We start from the raw sequence: 18,800 nt of genomic DNA, 5'->3' as shown, positions 1-18,800 counted from the left end.
ATGAGGAAGTGGAAAATCACCAACTGGTAAGGGCCACCGTTGTAGAGCCACTCATCGAGGGAAGCCGCTTCCCAGATGGGGTAGAAGTGGAGGCCGATTGCGTTGGAGGAAGGCACAACAGCACCAGAGATGATGTTGTTGCCGTAGATGAGGGAGCCAGCGACGGGCTCACGGATACCATCGATATCAACGGGAGGAGCCGCGATGAAAGCGATGATGAAGCAGATGGTAGCGGAGAGCAGGGTGGGGATCATCAGGACGCCGAACCAGCCTACATAGAGGCGGTTGTCGGTGCTGGTGACCCAGTTACAGAACTGCTCCCACAGGTTGGCGCTTTCGCGTCTCTGTAGAGTGGTAGTCATGTCTGGATGAGTGCTTAATGAACTACAAAATGATGCGTGGATGTTTACTCCACTTAAGTCTTAGGTTAGACGATCTATTTAATTTTGTAAAGCAGTTTATGAGTATTAATTGCCAAATATTTAACTTTTATTTACAAATACCTCCGTTTGATTGGCACCTCCTGTTTTAGCGATCGCTGGGGAAAAGATCCAGCTTTAAGTTGGCAACTGCTTGCTTCAGGTCTAAAGCTAAGTAACGATCTACTGGTTGATAAGTCCAGTACAGAAGGCTTTGAGGTGCTTGACAAGTCTTATGAAATCCGATCGCTGGCTGTAACTCTTCGTAAATAGGATGAATTGCAAGTGCGTAAATGTCGCATAAGTTGGGGAAGTCTTCCTGCATAGCCACTAAGGTCTTTCGGCCATCCTCCAAGAATTGATACATCTGTTGCCGCTGCATGTAAGGCGGATCAATCATCCAGGAGCGAACAAAAATGGAGGTGCAGTCTGGATCTCCTGGGGTAGCGATCTTAAATGGGTCAACTTCAGTGCTAGTCGTGAGGTAAAGGCTCTTAGTGGGTGGCAGGAAAAAATTAACTTCAGATTCACTCGCGACAGGAAATAGGATGTTAATCCCAACGGCAGTCAAGTTGTCACATCGGCGCAACACCCGCATCCCCTTGGGGTACTGTTGAGCCCAACACCGCAAAATTTTGGCAATTTTCTGAGGTGCGATTGCGGAAGGGTCTTTGTCCATCCACGAGTAGTTACGCGCCAATAAGTTGGCAATAGGAATCGTATCGGTTCTAGGGTTAAAGGCGTCTGGTAAAACCTCGGGCAAGCTTGGGTCTTTTGGTGGAGGTGTTGTTGGTAAGGGCCGAATGCCAATGCAGATGGTGTGACCATCAAACTTTTTTTCGATCAGACCTAAAGCTGCTAGGCGATCGATCATCATGCCAGCCGCGCGATCGCTCCCTCGTTCTGTTTTGCTGTAAAACAGTTCAGCTGCCTCACGGTGAGTGCAAGGTACTAGCCCTTCTAAACTCCCTAAGTCAGTTAAGGAAGCTTTAGGCATCTGCCCCAACTGAAATTGTTGTTTGAGAAATAGGTAAGCCCATAACTGCACCAAGCACTCAGCCCGTCGCTTTGTTAACCCAACTCGACCGATTCCCATCCATTGGGAAACATAATATTGCTGCTGTTGTACCGGAAACCATTGGTCTAATAATTCAGGTTTTAGGGAGGAGACAGTTTTGTCTACACTGCGTCCCTCAGCGATCAGCTTAGAGCGGCTATCAAAGTTAATCATTCAGCAATACCTGAGTCGGCAGAGTTTTAAAGGATTCGGCGCTGGCAGGATAGGGCTTAAACAAAAGAGCACCCTAACGAGTGAGTCTTGAAAAGGCAATTCAGTTGAAAATCTAGACTACAGGAAAGCCAAAAAAGGTTTAGTAGCTACTTCCTGCGCTTAGGGGATAACAGCTCAAGGTTGCCCTAGGCGCTGTTATAGCTGAGATAAGCCGCTGACAAATCTAGTGCGGCCCCAATCTTTTTGCTTAATTGACACTATTATTCCGCAATTTCTCTATCGAGAAAGGAATTGTAACGGAAAACTTCACCTCACTTCACCCTGGTTCACCTCGCTTCAGCGTGGTTAGTTGCACTTCAGGATTCTGGTGCTGCCTACTAGCTGCTCATTGCATGTTCATTCTTAGAGCGCGCAGAATAGCGGCATGATTTGAGGCACACCCCCATGACAGCCCGTCTACTTCCTAATCCCGTAGAGGCTCAATTCCTCAAGACTGCATCGCTCAATCATTACTTCCTTAACAGCCAAATCTTCACCAGACGCACCTTCAAACCCCCTATGGAGCGAAGAGATGAAGTGCCTACAGCTAGCACATCGGTTTTGGAGATGCTCTGGAGTACTCTGTTGGAGGCTTTGCCTCAAGGAGTAGTGGTGCTCTCTCGTAATATGCAGCCACTTTATCTAAACGAGAGAGCTAATCATCTGTGCCAACTTCTAGCTTCAGGCGATCGCCAACCTGCTAGCCCACCGTTAGTGATCTCAGAAATTGGCCACCGCTTGTTAAAAAATGCTAGTTCTACCAAGCAACCTCTCGTTGTCGAACGCCAAACTCCTCAGGGGCATCTGATTCGCATCCGAGCTAGCTGGCTACAAGTGAACCCGACTGATGGGGTTGCCAGTTCAGCTAACGATTCTCAGTACATTTTGGTGATTTTAGAGAACTGCACTGAGGTACTGCGAGAAGAATTACAGATTGAGCAAAAGAGATACGACCTGACTGAACGCGAAACCGAAATTTGGATGCTGCTGCGGCAGGAATACAGCTATCAAGAAATTGCTAAAACATTACGCATCAGCTTGAACACGGTCAAAACTCACGTCAAAAACGTTTATGCCAAAAAACGGAGCTGCCAAGGGCGAGAACAGGTTGTAGTGTTTTAAGCAATGATTTATAAGACTAAGCGAGTAAGACTCAGCAAGGGCAGCTAGACTTCTAAGTTGCTTGTCCTTGCTGCTGAATCTATGCCTCTACCCACAACAGTCACCGTTACTTATAGTCCTGCTTACACTTTAGTACCCACTTATGAGTGCTTTAATCGTTGCACCTACTGCAATTTTCGAGTTGATCCAGGAGAGGATGTTTGGTTGTCTTTGAGCGAAGCTGAAACTCAATTGCGGCGAGTTCGCTCTCAAGGTGCCATTGAAATTCTGCTGCTCAGTGGTGAAGTGCATCCGCGCAGTTTGCGGCGAGTTGACTGGCTGCAACGAATTTCTGATTTAGCGGAATTGGCTTTATCTCTGGGATTACTGCCTCATACTAATGTCGGGCCTCTCACCTTTGAGGAGATGTCGCAGCTAAAGGCTGTAAATGTTTCTATGGGGTTGATGCTAGAGCAAGTTACCCCAAAGTTATTAGAAACCGTACATCGCCATGCTCCTAGTAAAGTTCCTCAACTACGACTGCAACAGTTGGCTTGGGCAGGGGAACTGCAAATTCCTTTCACAACAGGATTATTATTGGGCATTGGTGAAACTCCAGGCGATCGCTGGGCAACCCTAGAAGCGATCGCACAGCTACAGGAGCGCTGGGGACATATTCAAGAAGTAATTTTGCAACCTCATAGCCCAGGCCAAAGCCAAATTTGGCAGGGAGCTACCTTCGCCGCAGCAGAACTGGTCGAGGTAATTGCAACAGCTCGGCAGATTTTACCTAACAGCATTACTTTACAAATCCCTCCTAATCTAGTGCAGCAACCAGACTTACTATTGGCTTGCTTAGCAGCGGGAGCGAGGGACTTAGGTGGAATTGGGCCGCGAGATGAAGTGAACCCCGACTATTCCCAGCCAGAAGTAGAAACTTTAACTGCGATCTTGGCCCCAGAGGGCTGGCATCTAGTACCCCGCTTGCCGGTTTATCCTAAGTATGATCATTGGCTACCAAAGCGGTCGCAGACGCTAGTACAGCAGTGGCGTTCTACCTTACAAACCCAAGTTGGCAATGGCCACTCAAATTGAAATGGCTGCTCAGATCTAATCTCTGAACAGCCTACTTGCATTGGTATTCATCTAGCAGGTTTGGCGATCGCCGTCCCTAACTTGCTGCAATTATTTAGGAGTATCCTTCAAGACATCCTTCAATGCGGTGCGAGCCGCTAGATGATTTCGCGTGGAAGTGAGGATTTCTGCTTCCCGTTCTAACCTAGCTACCGTATCTTGCATTTCTAAAAGAGCTTGCTGCTCACTCGCAACACCGTATAGATTACTAGCTACCCAGTGGGAAAGTTCTAGCGGTAGATCAGGAATACTTTCCGGTAGTTCGATAACCTGACCTGTGAGCTTGGCTGAAAGATGAACCACGTCGCGAAGCAATTGCTCAACTTCAGTCGCTAAAGGTTGTAAGTTTTGTTCGGTAGGCTGGTCTTCTATCCACTCTACAAGCCCTACCCGATAAGGCTTTTCTCGGACATATTCCAACACTCGAAACCGTTGTTGTCCCAGTGTCCATATCTTCATACGGTCATCAGGCAAGCGTTGAAATTGAAGAATTTCAGCACAGCATCCTACCAGAGCAGGTTTTCCTTCAACCGGGTCCCACATCAACACTCCGAAGCGGCGATCGCCCTCCAGAATCGTGTTCATCATGATGCGGTAACGGAATTCAAAAATGTGCAGAGGGAGAGGCCGACCGGGAAACAGAACTACTTCTGGCAGGGGAAATAGAGGAAGTTCTCGAACCGCAATTGATGAGGAGGATGCCATTGTCTAAAGATTAAGAGACAGTGCTTCTGTCTCTACTCTATCCCATATAAGGGAGTCATCAGGGCACCACCAAAAGTTTTCCGTAGAAACCTATTATTTGAACTTACTTAAATTGCTCAGAACGCAAAGGCAAATTAATAAGAATAAGAAGCCCCTCAAAGCTCATGCCTCACGCTTTAAGGGGATAAAACCAACACTAATTTGATCTGGCTCAATGTTTTGAGGCGTAGGCTAGCAAGGTCAAGACCAAGTTTTTCCAACCTCTATAAAACTTCCCTAGCGTTACTAGAGCTTGACTTCAATATCAACGCCAGCTGGTAGATCTAGCTTCATCAAGGCATCGATAGTTTTTGAAGAAGGCTGGTGAATATCAATGATGCGGTGATGTGTCCGAGTCTCAAAGTGCTCTCGGGAGTCTTTGTCTACGTGAGGCGATCGCAGAAGGCAATAAATTCTTCGCTTGGTTGGTAAGGGAATCGGTCCAACCGCTGTAGCGTTTGTGCGATTTGCAGTATCAACAATCTTTTCGCAAGAAGTATCCAAGAGACGACGGTCAAAAGCTTTGAGGCGGATACGGATTTTTTGCTGCTGAATAGTTGCCATTTTGGATTTATTCGAATTGTCGAGGTTCTACGATCTGAAAAATAATCTGTATAGCAAAGTGCTATGCCAAAAAAGCGGGAGCAGAAAAGCATAATACCGAAATGGCACTTCTTTTCTGCTCCTAGATCATCAATAACAGAGAGTTACTTGAGGATCTTAGAGACGACACCCGCACCGATAGTACGACCACCCTCACGAATAGCAAAGCGCATACCTTGCTCAATTGCAATCGGGTTGATCAGTTCTACAGTCATCTTGATGCGATCGCCAGGCATGATCATTTCAGCTTCACTACCGTCGTCGGAAGTAAAGGTGGTGATGGTGCCAGTTACATCAGTGGTACGAACATAGAACTGAGGACGGTAGCCAGGGAAGAAAGGAGTGTGACGACCACCTTCTTCTTTCTTCAAAACATACACTTCAGACTCAAACTGAGTGTGAGGAGTGATGGACTTGGGCTGAGCAATTACCATGCCCCGCTCAATATCAGCTTTCTGAATACCACGCAGTAGTAGACCCGCGTTGTCTCCTGCCATCCCTTCTTCAAGGCTCTTCTTGAACATCTCGATACCCGTTACAGTGGTGCTGCGAGTGTCCTTGATGCCCACCAATTCAACGGTGTCACCAACCTTGATTTTTCCGCGTTCAATCCGGCCGGTTGCGACTGTACCACGACCTGTGATGGAGAATACGTCCTCTACCGCCATCAGGAAGGGCTTATCAACTTCACGCTCAGGAGTTGGGATGTAAGCATCAACTTCATCCATGAGTTGGTGAATTTTATCAACCCACTGGTTTTCACCTCGTTGCGTTTTAGGATTAGCAGTCATGGTTTCTACTGCTTGCAACGCTGAACCAGCAACGATAGGAATATCATCGCCAGGGAAGTCGTAGGAGCTGAGGAGTTCACGAACCTCGAGTTCTACCAACTCAAGCAGTTCTGCATCATCCACCATGTCTTCTTTGTTTAAGAAGACAACCATTGCTGGAACACCTACCTGCTTCGCGAGCAGAATATGCTCACGAGTTTGAGGCATAGGGCCATCAGCCGCAGACACCACTAGGATGGCACCGTCCATCTGAGCAGCGCCAGTGATCATGTTTTTGACATAGTCAGCGTGGCCAGGACAGTCTACGTGAGCATAGTGACGGTTGGCAGTCTCATACTCAACGTGAGCTGTGTTAATCGTAATACCCCGAGCCTTCTCTTCAGGTGCGGCATCGATTTGATCATAATTTCTAGCTGCTGCCTGACCCAAAGCAGCCAGAGTCATAGTGATTGCAGCAGTTAGAGTGGTTTTACCGTGGTCAACGTGACCAATGGTACCAATGTTAACGTGGGGTTTAGTCCGTTCAAACTTTGCGCGTGCCATGGATTATGTGTTCCTCTTCCTGATTATGCGTTCCCTTTACTCTTTGCGATGATTGTTTCAGCCACGTTGCGAGGTACCTCGTCGTACTGGCTAAATTCCATCGTAAATGTACCGCGGCCCTGAGTCATAGACCGGATATCCGTGGCATATCCAAACATCTCAGCTAATGGAACCTTAGTGGTTACCTTAGCAATTCCCTGTTCAACTGTTTGACCTTCAATTTGGCCTCGACGGGAAATAAGGTTACCCATGACGGAGCCGAGGAATTCCTCAGGAGCCTCAGCCTCAACCTTCATTACAGGCTCCAACAGAACAGGGGATGCCTTCATCACAGCTTCCTTAATTGCCATTGAACCAGCAATCTTAAAAGCCATTTCAGAAGAATCTACATCGTGATAAGAGCCGTCTACCATCGTGACTTTAACGTCAATCAGTGGGTATCCAGCTAGAATTCCAGACTCACAGGCTTCTTTCATGCCCTGTTCTGCTGGGGCGATGTACTCTTTAGGTACAGTACCACCAACAATCTTAGAGACAAACTCAAAGCCGCTGCCTGTTTCACCCGGTTGCAGTTCAATCACAACGTGACCGTACTGACCCTTACCACCACTTTGGCGGATAAATTTGCCTTCAGCTTTAACTGCCTTGCGTATAGTTTCACGGTAAGCGACTTGGGGAGCACCTACATTGGCTTCCACTTTAAATTCCCGTAGCATGCGATCTACAAGAATTTCTAAATGCAGCTCACCCATGCCTGCAATCACGGTTTGATTGGTTTCAGGGTCAATACTAACCCGGAAAGTTGGATCTTCTTCCGAAAGCGCTTTAAGGGCCTTGGAAAGCTTCTCCATGTCTTGCTTGGTTTTTGGCTCTACCGCAACCGAGATCACCGGCTCTGGGATGTAAAGAGATTCCAGGATTACAGGAGCATTTTCATCGCAAAGCGTGTCCCCAGTCAAGGTATCCGACAAGCCAGGAATAGCCCCTAAGTCACCAGCACGCAGTTCATCCACATCAATCCGGTCATCGGCTTTCAAGATGATGAGGCGGGAGACGCGCTCTTTCTTGTTTTTGGAGGCGTTTAGGATGTAGCTACCCTTCTTCAAGACACCTGAGTAGACTCTAACGAAGGTTAGCCGCCCGACGAACTTATCGGACATCACCTTAAAGGCTAGAGCTGAGAACGGCTCACTATCGCTTGGACCCCGCTCGACCGTTGAGCCATTGGGCAGTGTTCCCTGAACAGGAGGGATATCCACTGGAGCAGGCAGGTAATCAATTACTGCGTCCAGCATTTGCTGCACACCTTTGTTTTTAAAGGCAGAGCCACAGAGCATCGGAACAATCATTCCAGCAATCGTTCCTTTACGGAGCGCAGCTCGAATTTCCTCTTCCGTTAGCTCTTCACCATTTAGATACTTCTCGGTGAGGGTATCATCGGTTTCCGCAACAGACTCGATCAGCTTCAGACGGAACTCCTCAGCCTGCTCCCGAACTTCCGCAGGAATTTCAGTTTCCTCAATGTCAGTTCCTAAGTCATTTCTGTAAATATGAGCACGCATGCGTACCAAATCTACGAGACCCTTGAAGTTTTCTTCAGTACCAATGGGGATTTGTACTGGAACCGCATTGGCACGCAAACGATCGCGGATCTGACCGTAAACCTTGAAGAAATTAGCTCCAGTCCGGTCCATTTTGTTAACAAAGACCATTCGAGGGACTTTGTAACGATCGGCTTGACGCCATACAGTTTCAGATTGAGGCTGAACTCCGCCTACTGAACAAAAGACAGCAATAACACCGTCTAACACCCGCATGGAACGTTCCACTTCAATCGTGAAATCTACGTGTCCCGGAGTGTCAATGATGTTGATCTTATATTCAGGCTCGCCCGCCAAGGCTTTAGTCGGGTTTTTAGGGTCGCGACGGGCCCAAGCAGTACTGATTGCGGCAGCAGTGATGGTAATGCCCCGCTCCCGCTCTTGCTCCATCCAGTCAGTGATAGCAGTTCCGTCATGGACTTCGCCAATCTTGTGAACTACACCGGAGTAGAACAAAATTCGCTCTGTTGTTGTAGTTTTGCCCGCATCAATGTGGGCAGCAATACCAATGTTGCGTACTCGTTCAAGCGGGGTGGTGCGTGACACGGCTACCTCCTTTATCTTTGCCGCAAAAAATTTGCGCTTCTGTTTGAATTCTATACTTTTGTTGCGGAAACCAGGGTTCGGAGATCAGTACCGATAGTGGGCGAAAGCCTTATTCGCTTCAGCCATGCGGTGAGTTTCTTCACGCTTACGAATCGCGCTACCAGTCTCGTTAGCTGCATCCATCAATTCATTCGCTAGCTTGCCAGCCATAGTTCGGCCAGCGCGTTGACGAGCAAACTGACTTAACCAACGTAAAGCTAAAGCAGTTCCTCTATCAGAGCGAACTTCCATAGGGACTTGATATGTTGCTCCGCCTACTCGGCGAGCTTTGACTTCAACTAAAGGAGTTGCGTTTCGTACTGCTCTTTCAAATAGCTCTAAGGGATCTGAGCCTGTCCGTTCCTCAATAGTTTTGAAGGCATCATAAACAATGTGAGAAGCAACAGACTTCTTGCCACTCTTCATAATCCGCCGCATCATCATGCTGACTAGGCGACTGTTGTATACAGAATCAGGAGGAACAGGACGTTTTTGAATAACAGTACGACGAGACATATTGAGCCTTTAGAGAAAAGATTGCGGAACTACTATTTTGAATGCAATTCGAGATTTATTCAGTCAAAAACAAGCTGGGTAAAGCAAGAAGCAATACGACCATTGTATGGAATTGGCCAAGCTAAAAGACCGAGATACTTTCCAAGCTTCTCTAAGGCCGTATGCAATAGCCCAGTCTTTCAAGCAAGGCTTGCAACTTATACTTGCTTCTTCAGCGTTAACCGATAGAAATGACAAGCTTGGGCTTTACTTTTTAGCAGTAGCGCGCTTGGTACCGTACTTGGAGCGACCTTGACGGCGGTCTTTAACTCCAGCAGTATCCAAGGTGCCACGAATGATGTGGTATCTCACGCCGGGCAGATCTTTGACCCGACCGCCTCGAATCATTACTACAGAGTGCTCTTGCAGGTTATGACCGATACCTGGAATGTAGGCTGTAACCTCAAAACCAGAAGTGAGACGAACCCTGGCAACCTTACGCAGAGCGGAGTTGGGTTTCTTAGGAGTGGTCGTGTAAACTCTTGTGCAAACGCCACGACGCTGAGGGCAACTCTTCAGAGCCGGGGATTTGGTTTTCTTCTGAACTTTCTGACGTTCGCTACGAATGAGTTGCTGGATAGTGGGCATGAGTTATGGCGTGCGCGGCCTTTCGCTGCTTCAACAAACAACAAATTCTAATCTTACCGAGTTAATGGAGTCAATGTCAATTTTTTGGTGAACAATTTCAAATTCTTGGGGCTCAAGCGACGGTCGTGTGTTGCTGAGTTGCCTGCTACATGAGTACTTGAGTAGGTTTAAGAAAACAGTTCGACGATCAAGTCAAATTGTAACGCTTAGCTGACAGAGAAGGAGTTGCCACAGCCACAGCTTTGAGTAGCATTGGGATTGTGGAAGCGGAAGCCGCCGCCCATCAGGTCTTCGGAGTAATCTAAGTTTAAGCCGCTTAGAACGGTTAGGCTTGAGCGAGCGATCGCAACTTGAATGCCGTTGCAGTCATACAACGCGTCATTAGGCCCGACTTCTTCGTCAAATTCTAGAGTGTAGGACATACCCGAACAACCACTTGGCTGTACTCCCAAACGGAATACGGCATCTGGCTTGCGGCACTTCTGCTTGAGACGCAAGATTTCCTTGATTGCGGCTTGGCTGAGCTGGAGCATCATTCACCGAGTTTTTTAGTGACTTTTTGAGTGAGTTTTGAGTAAGTGCTTTAAAAAGAATTTACAGCGCTAATAGTATCCTACTAACGCTGCCAGCTTGCTTAAGTTAATTCAATTTAGAACTTAAAACGCTACTTGATTTACGAAGCTGTACGGGCGTAATCGTCTTGAAAACGCACGATGTCATCTTCGCCTAGATACTCACCGTTTTGCACCTCAATCAAAACCAAAGGAATTACCCCAGGGTTCTCCAGCCGATGACTAGTACATTGCGGTACATAGGTGGATTGATTGCTGCATAAAACTAGCTCTTGATCGCCACAATTAACCCTAGCAGTGCCAGAAACTACAATCCAATGCTCACTGCGATGATGATGCATTTGCAGACTGAGACGATGCCCTGGCTTTACCTCGATTCGCTTAATTTTGTAGCCTCGGCCCTCTTCTAAGATCGTGAAAGAACCCCAGGGACGCAATTCTGTTGCAGCAACTCCCTTGGAAGTAACAGGGGGGGCTGTAGGGAAGGTAGACGCTTGAGGAACTTCTTGAAGCTGGGCCACGATTTCTCTCCTTAAGAACTGCTGGAAAGGGATGTTTTAGTCAAGATTGAGAGGATAAATCTCCAAATCCTAGAAGCCACAAGGTTGGCCTGAAGGCAAACATAGCAAATGTGGCCTGGTTGATGTCACCCATGAGTTAGGTAAATCGGCAAATTTACATCAAGTCTTTACTCACTGCCAGGGAACTTCAAAGCAGCTTTAACTTTTTGCGAAAAAGTGTAGTTAGAAGTACTTATGGTCTGGGTTGGATAAATACTCCAATGCCGTTGTGAACCCGGGCGGCGGTTTGAGGAGGACGATTGAGAATTTGACCACCCAGATACAGGGTTGTAGAACTGCCACCATCTAGGTTGAGGGCGTCGATCGCTCCCATTTGTTGGGTCAGTTGAGCCACTTCAGCCAAAGTTGGACCCACCCCTCCGACTCGATTGTGAACCGCCGCTATCATTAGGGTGCCCTCCCCATTCGTGCCGATTACACTGCGCACTGCTCTTTCCTTAACAAAGGCATCGCTGAACTTTTCTGCTTTAGCATCGAGCACAATCTGCCGATTTTGTACTAGCAATGGACCTGCACCCATAATTTGGGTATAGCGATCGAAGGCAGCGGGTGTAGTTTCACCCTCTAGTCGTACGGCTGTATTAACGGGTAGAGCACTGGCAGCAGCGCGATTGGCTCGTAAGGTCAGCAAATAACCATCACTAGGGATTGGGAAGGCACCTTTATTTGCCCCTTCACCAGGTTGCTGAGCGGTTACTTGGTTGTTGCGAACCGTGACAATGATTTCGTTGTCAGTCAGGGGTGTGTAAGCGGCTCCCCAAAGCGAGGTATAGCGAGCAATGCCTGCCTGAACATAGCCACTGTTGACTGACAAAACGGGTAGGCGTTGCTGAGTGGAAGTGCTGAGCGTTTCTTGGAGGGTTAGGCGATCGATTTTTACATCTCCTGCCTCATTCCAAGCGATCGCCCCTCGGTTCAAAATTGGGCTGGATACCCAACGGCCATCTTGCCGAATGGCACCAAGTGGTAACTGGGTTTTGCGATTAAAAAAGCCCCCATTAATGGCGGCGGCGACTTGCCAACGCTGAGCGGTTTGCACGAGGGGAGCAATGCCGACGAGAGAACTGGGGTTGCTCCAGATTGGCCCTAGCTTCAATCCGGGCTGACGCAAGTTCACCGAGAGCCAAACCACAGGAAAACGAGAGCTACCCAGCGTCAGAAATTGCTGTTGCCAGCGTAGCCCTGGAGCCCACAATATATTGCGCTCTACCATAGCGTCGGGTCTAAGGTCGATGATGAGCCGATTCGGCTGGGATAAAGTTGAGAATTGTGGTTGCAAACCCGCCGGAATATCCAGGCGCAATGCTAGTTGGTTCTGAACAACTTCCAGTTTTAGCGGAATACCTGCCCGCGGTGGAGTTCCTGGGGGAGTAGCAATAGGGCGGGATGGGGTGTTGCTAGGTGTGGGGCGTATAGGTCTAGGCTGGAAACGCTGAATTAAATCTGGTTCAGCAGTTGCGTTGAGCGTTACAGTCAAGGCTTGGCCTTGCTGATCGACTTGCCAAGGTGTAGGACGGTCTAGATCTACAACAATGCGAGTGCCCCAAGGCTGACGGCCTTGCCGAATAGAGGTCAGTTGCGATGTGGGGGCATTGATGAGAAGCGTACTGCCCGATGTTCTTACTTGCCAACCAGTGCGAGTTGCTAGCTCGGTAATATCTAAATAGCGATATTGCTGACTGTGACGGACGGCTAAGTTGAGTGAGTTCGAAGTGGGGCTAGAGTACCACTGCACGGGCTGTTGTAGAGGGTCATTGGTGTTTAACAAATCCACCCCAGTTGTACGCAGTAAGCCTGTGTCACTGATTCCTGTACGAATTTGATTACTATTAGATTGCCACTGCCCCCAAGCAACGGGCCAAATGCGACCATTGAGAGAAATTTGGGTTCCCTGCTGTAACAGTTGGGCAGATAAAGAGGTTGGTGAGGTACTGGGCGATCGCGGAGTCACCGGAGTTGCTTGACTGAGTTGAGCGATCGCAGAGGGTACAGCTCCACTCTCTACTCTGTCCAAAAAGGCACCCATTAGGAGGTAGCACAACGCTAGCAGGGGTGAAAGTAAAAATCTTGAAGGAAGAAGGAGGGACCGAGGAGCAGGTTTGGCGAGCAACCGCTGAGCGAAGGTTTTAGCGTTAAGCACGATGATTTGAGGAATCCTGAGTTAAACGAGCACTGCCGAGACAAATTCTGACTTCAACGACTGAATTTTAGAGGGCGATCGCGAGGCTCACAGTTTTTTGATCCTTAAGTTTTTACTTCTTGATTTTCCGTAAGGATGACTGAGTTTTTACTTAAATCAGCAGACACCTAAGTCCCTCTATCAGGAAATAGTGACTTCGTTTTTGGTACCAAGTTTCATAATGAAGATATGGGACTATCAGTCGGCATGAGATTGTTGTGTTTAATACAAGCTCTGCTGTAGTCTTTAAAGTTGCTTGAAAAATAGGGGACCAGCCTGGGCAAGAAAAGGCATGTAGTCTGACAACCCGTAACGGATACGGTAGAGGTTAGGGATTGTCAGATTCAGATACCTTCTATAATATTTTTACTCCGGCTCCCTAGGAAAACCCTTAGCGACGGGGGTGTTAGGTATTGTTTCATGGCACCAGTAACTTGGATTCGCAAGAAGAATTTTACCTGTCACCAACACAACTTCAGTGGGGCCAAGGGGTTGAATTAAATAGCTTTTGAAGTTTGCCAGCCATGCTGATGGGAAGCGCAGGTTTGGAGCCAAACCCGTAAAGGTAGTGTCTTGATTTACCTCAAGCTCATGAACCGCCGGAGGGTTAAGTACGTTCTTAAATTTAATAGGGTACGGACTTTGCCTTTGATCGTGGCTTCGTAATTAATGTGCAGCTTCTTGCTGTAGCGATGACTGCGCCCAATCAAACTAATTTTTAACTCCAGAGGACTTTACCCAGCCTTAGCCAATGAACGAAGCGAGCCATCCCATGGATAACGTGAGTGTGAATTTGAACCAGCAATTAAATCAGGGATTAGAAGCAGGCTACTCCGGCCAACGTTGGTTGGTTGAGGAGCGAGATGCTTGTGGCGTTGGTTTCATTGCGGATCTCCAAGGTCGAGCTACCCACTCTTTAGTGGCTAAGGCGTTGTCAGCTCTAGAGTGTTTAGAACATCGGGGCGGCTGTAGTGCCGACCAAGATTCTGGAGATGGCGCAGGGTTGATGACTGCTATCCCTTGGGAATTGTTGCAGCAGTCTCTTGCTGAGATGGGAGTGCCAGCCGCTGCACCCGAGCGCACAGGGGTAGGCATGCTCTTTTTGCCTCAAGATGCCTCAGCTGCTGCTAAAGCTCGTCAGATTGTAGAAAAAGTTGTTCAGGAAGAATCTCTAACGCTGTTAGGGTGGCGTTTGGTTCCGGTTCAGCCTGACGTTTTGGGTGTGCAAGCGAAGGAAAACCAACCTCAAATTGAGCAAGTGTTGGTACAGGCTGAGAGCCTAACTGGGGATGAGTTGGAGCGCAAACTGTACTTAGTTCGTAAGCGGATTGAGCAAGCAGTTGCGATCGCCCTTCAAGAGTCTTCCGGGCCTAGCGAGTATGACTCGTTGAGAGATTTTTATGTTTGCTCTTTCTCTAGCCGCACCCTTATCTACAAAGGAATGGTGCGATCGGCGGTGTTGGGAGACTTCTACACCGACCTGAAGCAGCCTGCTTACCAAAGCGTATTTGCGGTGTACCACCGTCGCTTTAGCACTAACACCTTGCCTAAGTGGCCTCTGGCGCAACCGATGCGGCTGTTGGGGCATAACGGTGAGATCAATACTCTGCTCGGCAACATCAATTGGATGATGGCGCGGGAAGCGGATTTAGCTCATGGCAGCTGGGGCGATCGCCTACAAGACCTGAAGCCCGTGGTTAACCCAGACAACAGTGACTCCGCGACGCTGGACAACGTCATGGAACTGCTGGTGCAGTCAGGACGTAGCCCAGTAGAAGCCCTGATGATCATGGTGCCAGAGGCTTACAAGAATCAGCCAGACTTAGCGAACTATCCAGAAATTGTCGACTTCTACGAATACTACAGCGGCATTCAAGAATCTTGGGATGGCCCCGCGCTGCTGGTGTTTAGTGATGGCAAAAAAGTGGGCGCGACTCTAGACCGGAATGGTTTGCGACCTGCTCGCTATAGCATCACTAGAGATGGTTTCGTGGTGGTAGCTTCGGAAGCGGGTGTGGTTGACCTGCCGGAAGCAGAGATTGTGGAGAAGGGTCGTCTCGGTCCTGGACAAATGATTTCGGTGGATTTGGGCACCCATGAAGTCCTGAAAAACTGGGAGATCAAGCAACGGGTGGCTCAGGCGAATCCTTATAGCGAGTGGCTCCAGCAAAATCGTCAAAATTTGCAGGCTCAACCCTTTGCAGATACCGCCCAAATGGACGATCAGATGCTGTTGCGGCACCAAGTAGCCTTCGGCTACAGCTCTGAAGACGTGGAAATGATCATCGAATCGATGGCAGCCCAAGGGAAAGAACCCACTTTTTCGATGGGTGATGACATTCCTCTGGCAGTGCTATCTGAGAAGCCCCGTCTGCTCTACGACTACTTCAAGCAGCGCTTTGCCCAAGTCACCAACCCACCCATTGATCCCTTGCGAGAAAGTTTGGTCATGTCTTTGACCATGCAGTTGGGTGAGCGGGGCAACTTGCTGGAAGCCAAGCCAGAATCCGCCCGTCAGCTAAAGCTAGAATCTCCAGTGCTGAATGAGGTGGAGCTAGAGCAAATCAAGCAGTCTGGGTTTGAAACAGCGTCACTGTCTACTTTGTTTGCCATTTCCGCAGGGCCAGAAGGGTTGCAACGAGCAGTGAATGCCCTCTGTCAGCAAGCGGTAGAAGCAGTTCGTGCTGGTAAAAAGGTTCTGGTTTTGAGCGATCGCAACCAGGAAAATGGTCTTCAATTAACTGAAGATCACAGCTACATTCCACCTTTACTAGCAGTGGGTGCAGTTCACCACCACCTAATTCGTCAAGGCTTGCGGATGAAAGCTTCCTTGGTTGTGGATACAGCCCAGTGCTGGAGCACGCATCACTTCGCTTGCTTAATTGGCTATGGGGCCAGCGCAATTTGCCCTTACCTAGCCCTGGAAACCGTACGGCATTGGTGGGCTGACTCCAAGACTCAAGCCATGATGCAGCGTGGCAAGATTGAGGTTTCGACCCTAAATGGTGCTCAAGATAACTTCCGTAAAGCCGTAGAAGCGGGCTTGCTGAAGATTCTTTCCAAGATGGGAATTTCGCTGCTGGCCAGCTATCACGGTGCCCAAATCTTTGAAGCGATTGGGATTGGCTCCGATCTGTTGCATCTAGGTTTCTCTGGTACAACTTCTCGGTTGGGTGGTCTCAGTGTTGCGGAGCTAGCCAATGAAGTAATTTCCTTCCATTGCCGTGCCTTTCCTGAACTGACCGCCAAGAAACCGGAAAACTACGGCTTTGTGCAATACCGTCCGGGTGGTGAGTACCACATGAACAACCCGGAAATGGTCAAGACGCTGCATAAAGCAGTGGCTGACAAGAGCTATGACCATTACGACCTGTACCAGCAGCATCTCAGTAACCGTCCGATTACGGCTCTGCGGGATTTGCTCGACTTCAAGAGCGATCGCCCCTCAATTCCTTTAGAGGAAGTGGAGTCGGTCGCTGACATTATGCAACGCTTTTGCACCGGGGGCATGTCCTTGGGCGCACTCTCGCGGGAAGCTCATGAAACATTGGCGATCGCGATGAACCGCATCGGTGGCCGCTCCAATTCTGGTGAAGGCGGCGAAGATTCGGTGCGATACAACACTCTCAATGACGTAGATGAAAACGGCAACTCACCCACACTGCCTCACCTAAAAGGGCTGAGAAACGGCGACACTGCCAGCTCTGCCATTAAACAAGTTGCCTCTGGTCGCTTTGGCGTCACCCCAGAGTACCTTGCTAGCGCCAAGCAGATTGAGATCAAGATGGCTCAAGGGGCCAAGCCTGGGGAAGGTGGTCAGCTACCTGGAAAGAAAGTCAGCCCCTACATCGCCATGCTGCGACGCTCCAAGCCTGGAGTCACCCTGATTTCTCCGCCACCTCACCATGACATCTACTCAATCGAAGATTTAGCTCAGCTGATCTTTGATCTGCACCAAATCAGTCCCACTGCTCAAGTCTCGGTGAAACTGGTGGCTGAGATTGGCATTGGGACAGTTGCGGCGGGTGTAGCCAAAGCTAACGCTGACATTATTCAAATTTCGGGTCATGACGGCGGTACCGGAGCTTCTCCGCTCAGCTCGATTAAGCATGCGGGTGGGCCTTGGGAACTGGGCCTAACTGAAGTGCATCGTGTCTTGATGGAAAATCAACTGCGCGATCGCGTGATTTTGCGCGTAGACGGTGGCCTCAAAGCAGGTTGGGATGTCTTAATCGCAGCCTTGATGGGGGCCGAAGAGTTCGGCTTTGGCTCGATCGCGATGATTGCCGAAGGGTGCATCATGGCGCGGATCTGCCACACCAATAACTGCCCCGTGGGTGTTGCGACTCAGCGGGAAGAACTGCGGAAGCGCTTTACGGGCACGCCTGAGCATGTAGTCAATTTCTTCTGCTTCATCGCGGAAGAAGTGCGATCGCTGTTGGCAAGACTCGGCTATCGCTCCTTGGACGAAGTGATTGGTCGGGCAGATCTGCTAGCAGTCCGGGAAGGCGCGAAGTTGACCAAGACCCAATCGCTGAACCTGAACTGCTTAACTCAACTCCCCGACACCCGCGAAAATCGAGTTTGGTTGCAGCACGAGGCAGTACACAGCAATGGTCCAGTGCTTGACGATCAATTACTGGCTGATGCGGAGATTCAAGCAGCGATCGCGAATCAGGGTAGTGTGACGAAAGAGGTCATGGTTATCAATACTGACCGAACTGTCGGCACACGCTTGTCTGGGGCGATCGCCAAGAAGTATGGCGACTCTGGGTTTGAAGGTCAAATTACTCTGAACTTCAAAGGCAGTGCAGGCCAAAGCTTTGGTGCCTTTAACCTGCCGGGAATGACGCTAAACCTAGAAGGTGAAGCGAATGACTACGTGGGTAAGGGCATGCACGGTGGCGAAATCGTGATCAAACCACCTGCTGCTGCAACCTACGATCCTTCTCAGAATGTGATTGTAGGCAACACTTGCCTCTACGGAGCTACAGGTGGCACTCTCTTTGCCAACGGTCAGGCGGGTGAGCGCTTTGCAGTTCGCAACTCCAAAGGTCAAGCGGTGATCGAAGGGGCGGGTGACCACTGCTGCGAATACATGACGGGTGGCACTATTGTTGTCCTCGGTCGTGTGGGCCGCAACGTGGGTGCTGGCATGACGGGTGGCCTCGCTTACTTCTTGGATGAAGATGGCAGCTTCCCTACCAAGGTCAACCCCGAAATTGTGAAAGTGCAGCGGGTAATTGCTCCTGTTGGCGAACAACAACTACGCGACCTGATTGAGGCGCATGCAGAGCGGACAGGTAGCTCGAAAGCAAAAGCAATTTTGGCCAATTGGTCAGAATCTTTGGCTAAGTTTTGGCAAGTAGTACCACCTTCAGAAGCAGACAGCCCAGAAGCAAATCCTGATGCTGCGACTGAAAAAGTATTGAGCTCAGTGCAGTAAAAAGTAGAGCAATCTGGTTGGCGATCGCTCAGTAGATTGCTTTGTAACATATAAATAGGGGTTAGCTCTCAAGCTAGCTCCTATTTTT

The 18,800-nt window shown here is 49.1% G+C and carries 13 protein-coding genes and 1 pseudogene; 3 read left to right on the top strand and 11 right to left on the bottom strand.

Annotated elements, in window-relative coordinates; all coding sequences use genetic code 11:
* A pseudogene (locus H6F68_RS04885) lies at positions 1-362 on the bottom strand (photosystem II q(b) protein); the annotation flags it as partial.
* 166 nt (positions 363-528) lie between these two features.
* A complete protein-coding gene (locus H6F68_RS04880; protein ID WP_242065350.1) occupies positions 529-1,650 on the bottom strand; it encodes a hypothetical protein in 1,122 nt (373 codons plus the stop codon).
* Positions 1,651-2,094: 444 nt separating this feature from the next.
* Between H6F68_RS04880 and H6F68_RS04875 the strand changes: the two genes are divergently transcribed.
* Positions 2,095-2,811: a LuxR C-terminal-related transcriptional regulator gene (locus tag H6F68_RS04875; RefSeq protein WP_190556933.1), complete on the top strand. Its 717-nt coding sequence runs from the start codon at positions 2,095-2,097 to the stop codon at positions 2,809-2,811.
* Positions 2,812-2,892: 81 nt separating this feature from the next.
* On the top strand, positions 2,893-3,885 hold the full coding sequence (gene cofG, locus H6F68_RS04870) for a 7,8-didemethyl-8-hydroxy-5-deazariboflavin synthase subunit CofG (RefSeq protein ID WP_190556931.1): 993 nt from the start codon (positions 2,893-2,895) through the stop codon (positions 3,883-3,885).
* 90 nt (positions 3,886-3,975) lie between these two features.
* Here cofG and H6F68_RS04865 read toward each other — a convergent pair whose 3' ends face one another.
* The 9 genes from H6F68_RS04865 to H6F68_RS04825 form a co-directional block, all read right to left on the bottom strand.
* Entirely contained in the window at positions 3,976-4,629 is a 654-nt protein-coding gene (locus H6F68_RS04865) for an LON peptidase substrate-binding domain-containing protein (protein ID WP_190437046.1), read from the bottom strand.
* Between the two features lie 285 nt (positions 4,630-4,914).
* Positions 4,915-5,223 (bottom strand): 30S ribosomal protein S10, encoded by a 309-nt coding sequence (gene rpsJ / locus H6F68_RS04860; protein WP_370527507.1) that lies wholly within the window; start codon positions 5,221-5,223, stop codon positions 4,915-4,917.
* A 152-nt stretch (positions 5,224-5,375) separates the two neighbouring features.
* Complete coding sequence (tuf, locus tag H6F68_RS04855; RefSeq protein ID WP_190437052.1) at positions 5,376-6,605, bottom strand: elongation factor Tu; 1,230 nt, start codon at positions 6,603-6,605, stop codon at positions 5,376-5,378.
* 23 nt (positions 6,606-6,628) lie between these two features.
* The gene (fusA, locus tag H6F68_RS04850; protein ID WP_190437055.1) at positions 6,629-8,752 is read right to left on the bottom strand and encodes an elongation factor G; all 2,124 of its coding nucleotides are present in this window, start codon (positions 8,750-8,752) and stop codon (positions 6,629-6,631) included.
* 84 nt (positions 8,753-8,836) lie between these two features.
* Positions 8,837-9,307 carry a 30S ribosomal protein S7 gene (rpsG, locus tag H6F68_RS04845; protein ID WP_190437058.1) on the bottom strand — a complete coding sequence of 157 codons (471 nt, stop codon included), beginning with the start codon at positions 9,305-9,307 and terminating at the stop codon, positions 8,837-8,839.
* 246 nt (positions 9,308-9,553) lie between these two features.
* On the bottom strand, positions 9,554-9,934 hold the full coding sequence (gene rpsL, locus H6F68_RS04840; protein ID WP_190437061.1) for a 30S ribosomal protein S12: 381 nt from the start codon (positions 9,932-9,934) through the stop codon (positions 9,554-9,556).
* A 206-nt stretch (positions 9,935-10,140) separates the two neighbouring features.
* A complete protein-coding gene (locus H6F68_RS04835) occupies positions 10,141-10,470 on the bottom strand; it encodes a HesB/IscA family protein (RefSeq protein ID WP_399312876.1) in 330 nt (109 codons plus the stop codon).
* A 137-nt stretch (positions 10,471-10,607) separates the two neighbouring features.
* Positions 10,608-11,027, bottom strand: a complete 420-nt coding sequence (locus H6F68_RS04830; protein WP_190556929.1) for a cupin domain-containing protein — start codon at positions 11,025-11,027, stop codon at positions 10,608-10,610.
* A gap of 232 nt (positions 11,028-11,259) precedes the next feature.
* Positions 11,260-13,113, bottom strand: a complete 1,854-nt coding sequence (locus tag H6F68_RS04825) for a phosphodiester glycosidase family protein (RefSeq protein WP_190556927.1) — start codon at positions 13,111-13,113, stop codon at positions 11,260-11,262.
* 904 nt (positions 13,114-14,017) lie between these two features.
* On the opposite strand from H6F68_RS04825, the gene gltB reads away from it, so the two are divergent.
* Positions 14,018-18,712 (top strand): glutamate synthase large subunit, encoded by a 4,695-nt coding sequence (gene gltB, locus H6F68_RS04820; RefSeq protein ID WP_199299907.1) that lies wholly within the window; start codon positions 14,018-14,020, stop codon positions 18,710-18,712.
* The last annotated feature ends 88 nt before the right edge of the window (positions 18,713-18,800 follow it).

Origin of the sequence: Trichocoleus sp. FACHB-262 (assembly GCF_014696035.1) — a bacterium.
Taxonomy (GTDB): domain Bacteria; phylum Cyanobacteriota; class Cyanobacteriia; order FACHB-46; family FACHB-46; genus Trichocoleus.
This window is presented reverse-complemented; position numbering and strand designations above follow the sequence as displayed.

Excerpts from the sequence above, each read along its gene's own strand:
- rpsG (WP_190437058.1), bottom strand. The coding sequence starts at position 9,307 with ATGTCTCGTCGTACTGTTATTCAAAAACGTCCTGTTCCTCCTGATTCT.
- H6F68_RS04865 (WP_190437046.1), bottom strand. The coding sequence starts at position 4,629 with ATGGCATCCTCCTCATCAATTGCGGTTCGAGAACTTCCTCTATTTCCC.
- H6F68_RS04825 (WP_190556927.1), bottom strand. The coding sequence starts at position 13,113 with ATGGGTGCCTTTTTGGACAGAGTAGAGAGTGGAGCTGTACCCTCTGCG.
- rpsL (WP_190437061.1), bottom strand. The coding sequence starts at position 9,934 with ATGCCCACTATCCAGCAACTCATTCGTAGCGAACGTCAGAAAGTTCAG.
- tuf (WP_190437052.1), bottom strand. The coding sequence starts at position 6,605 with ATGGCACGCGCAAAGTTTGAACGGACTAAACCCCACGTTAACATTGGT.
- H6F68_RS04875 (WP_190556933.1), top strand. The coding sequence starts at position 2,095 with ATGACAGCCCGTCTACTTCCTAATCCCGTAGAGGCTCAATTCCTCAAG.
- H6F68_RS04880 (WP_242065350.1), bottom strand. The coding sequence starts at position 1,650 with ATGATTAACTTTGATAGCCGCTCTAAGCTGATCGCTGAGGGACGCAGT.
- cofG (WP_190556931.1), top strand. The coding sequence starts at position 2,893 with ATGCCTCTACCCACAACAGTCACCGTTACTTATAGTCCTGCTTACACT.
- gltB (WP_199299907.1), top strand. The coding sequence starts at position 14,018 with ATGAACGAAGCGAGCCATCCCATGGATAACGTGAGTGTGAATTTGAAC.
- H6F68_RS04835 (WP_399312876.1), bottom strand. The coding sequence starts at position 10,470 with ATGATGCTCCAGCTCAGCCAAGCCGCAATCAAGGAAATCTTGCGTCTC.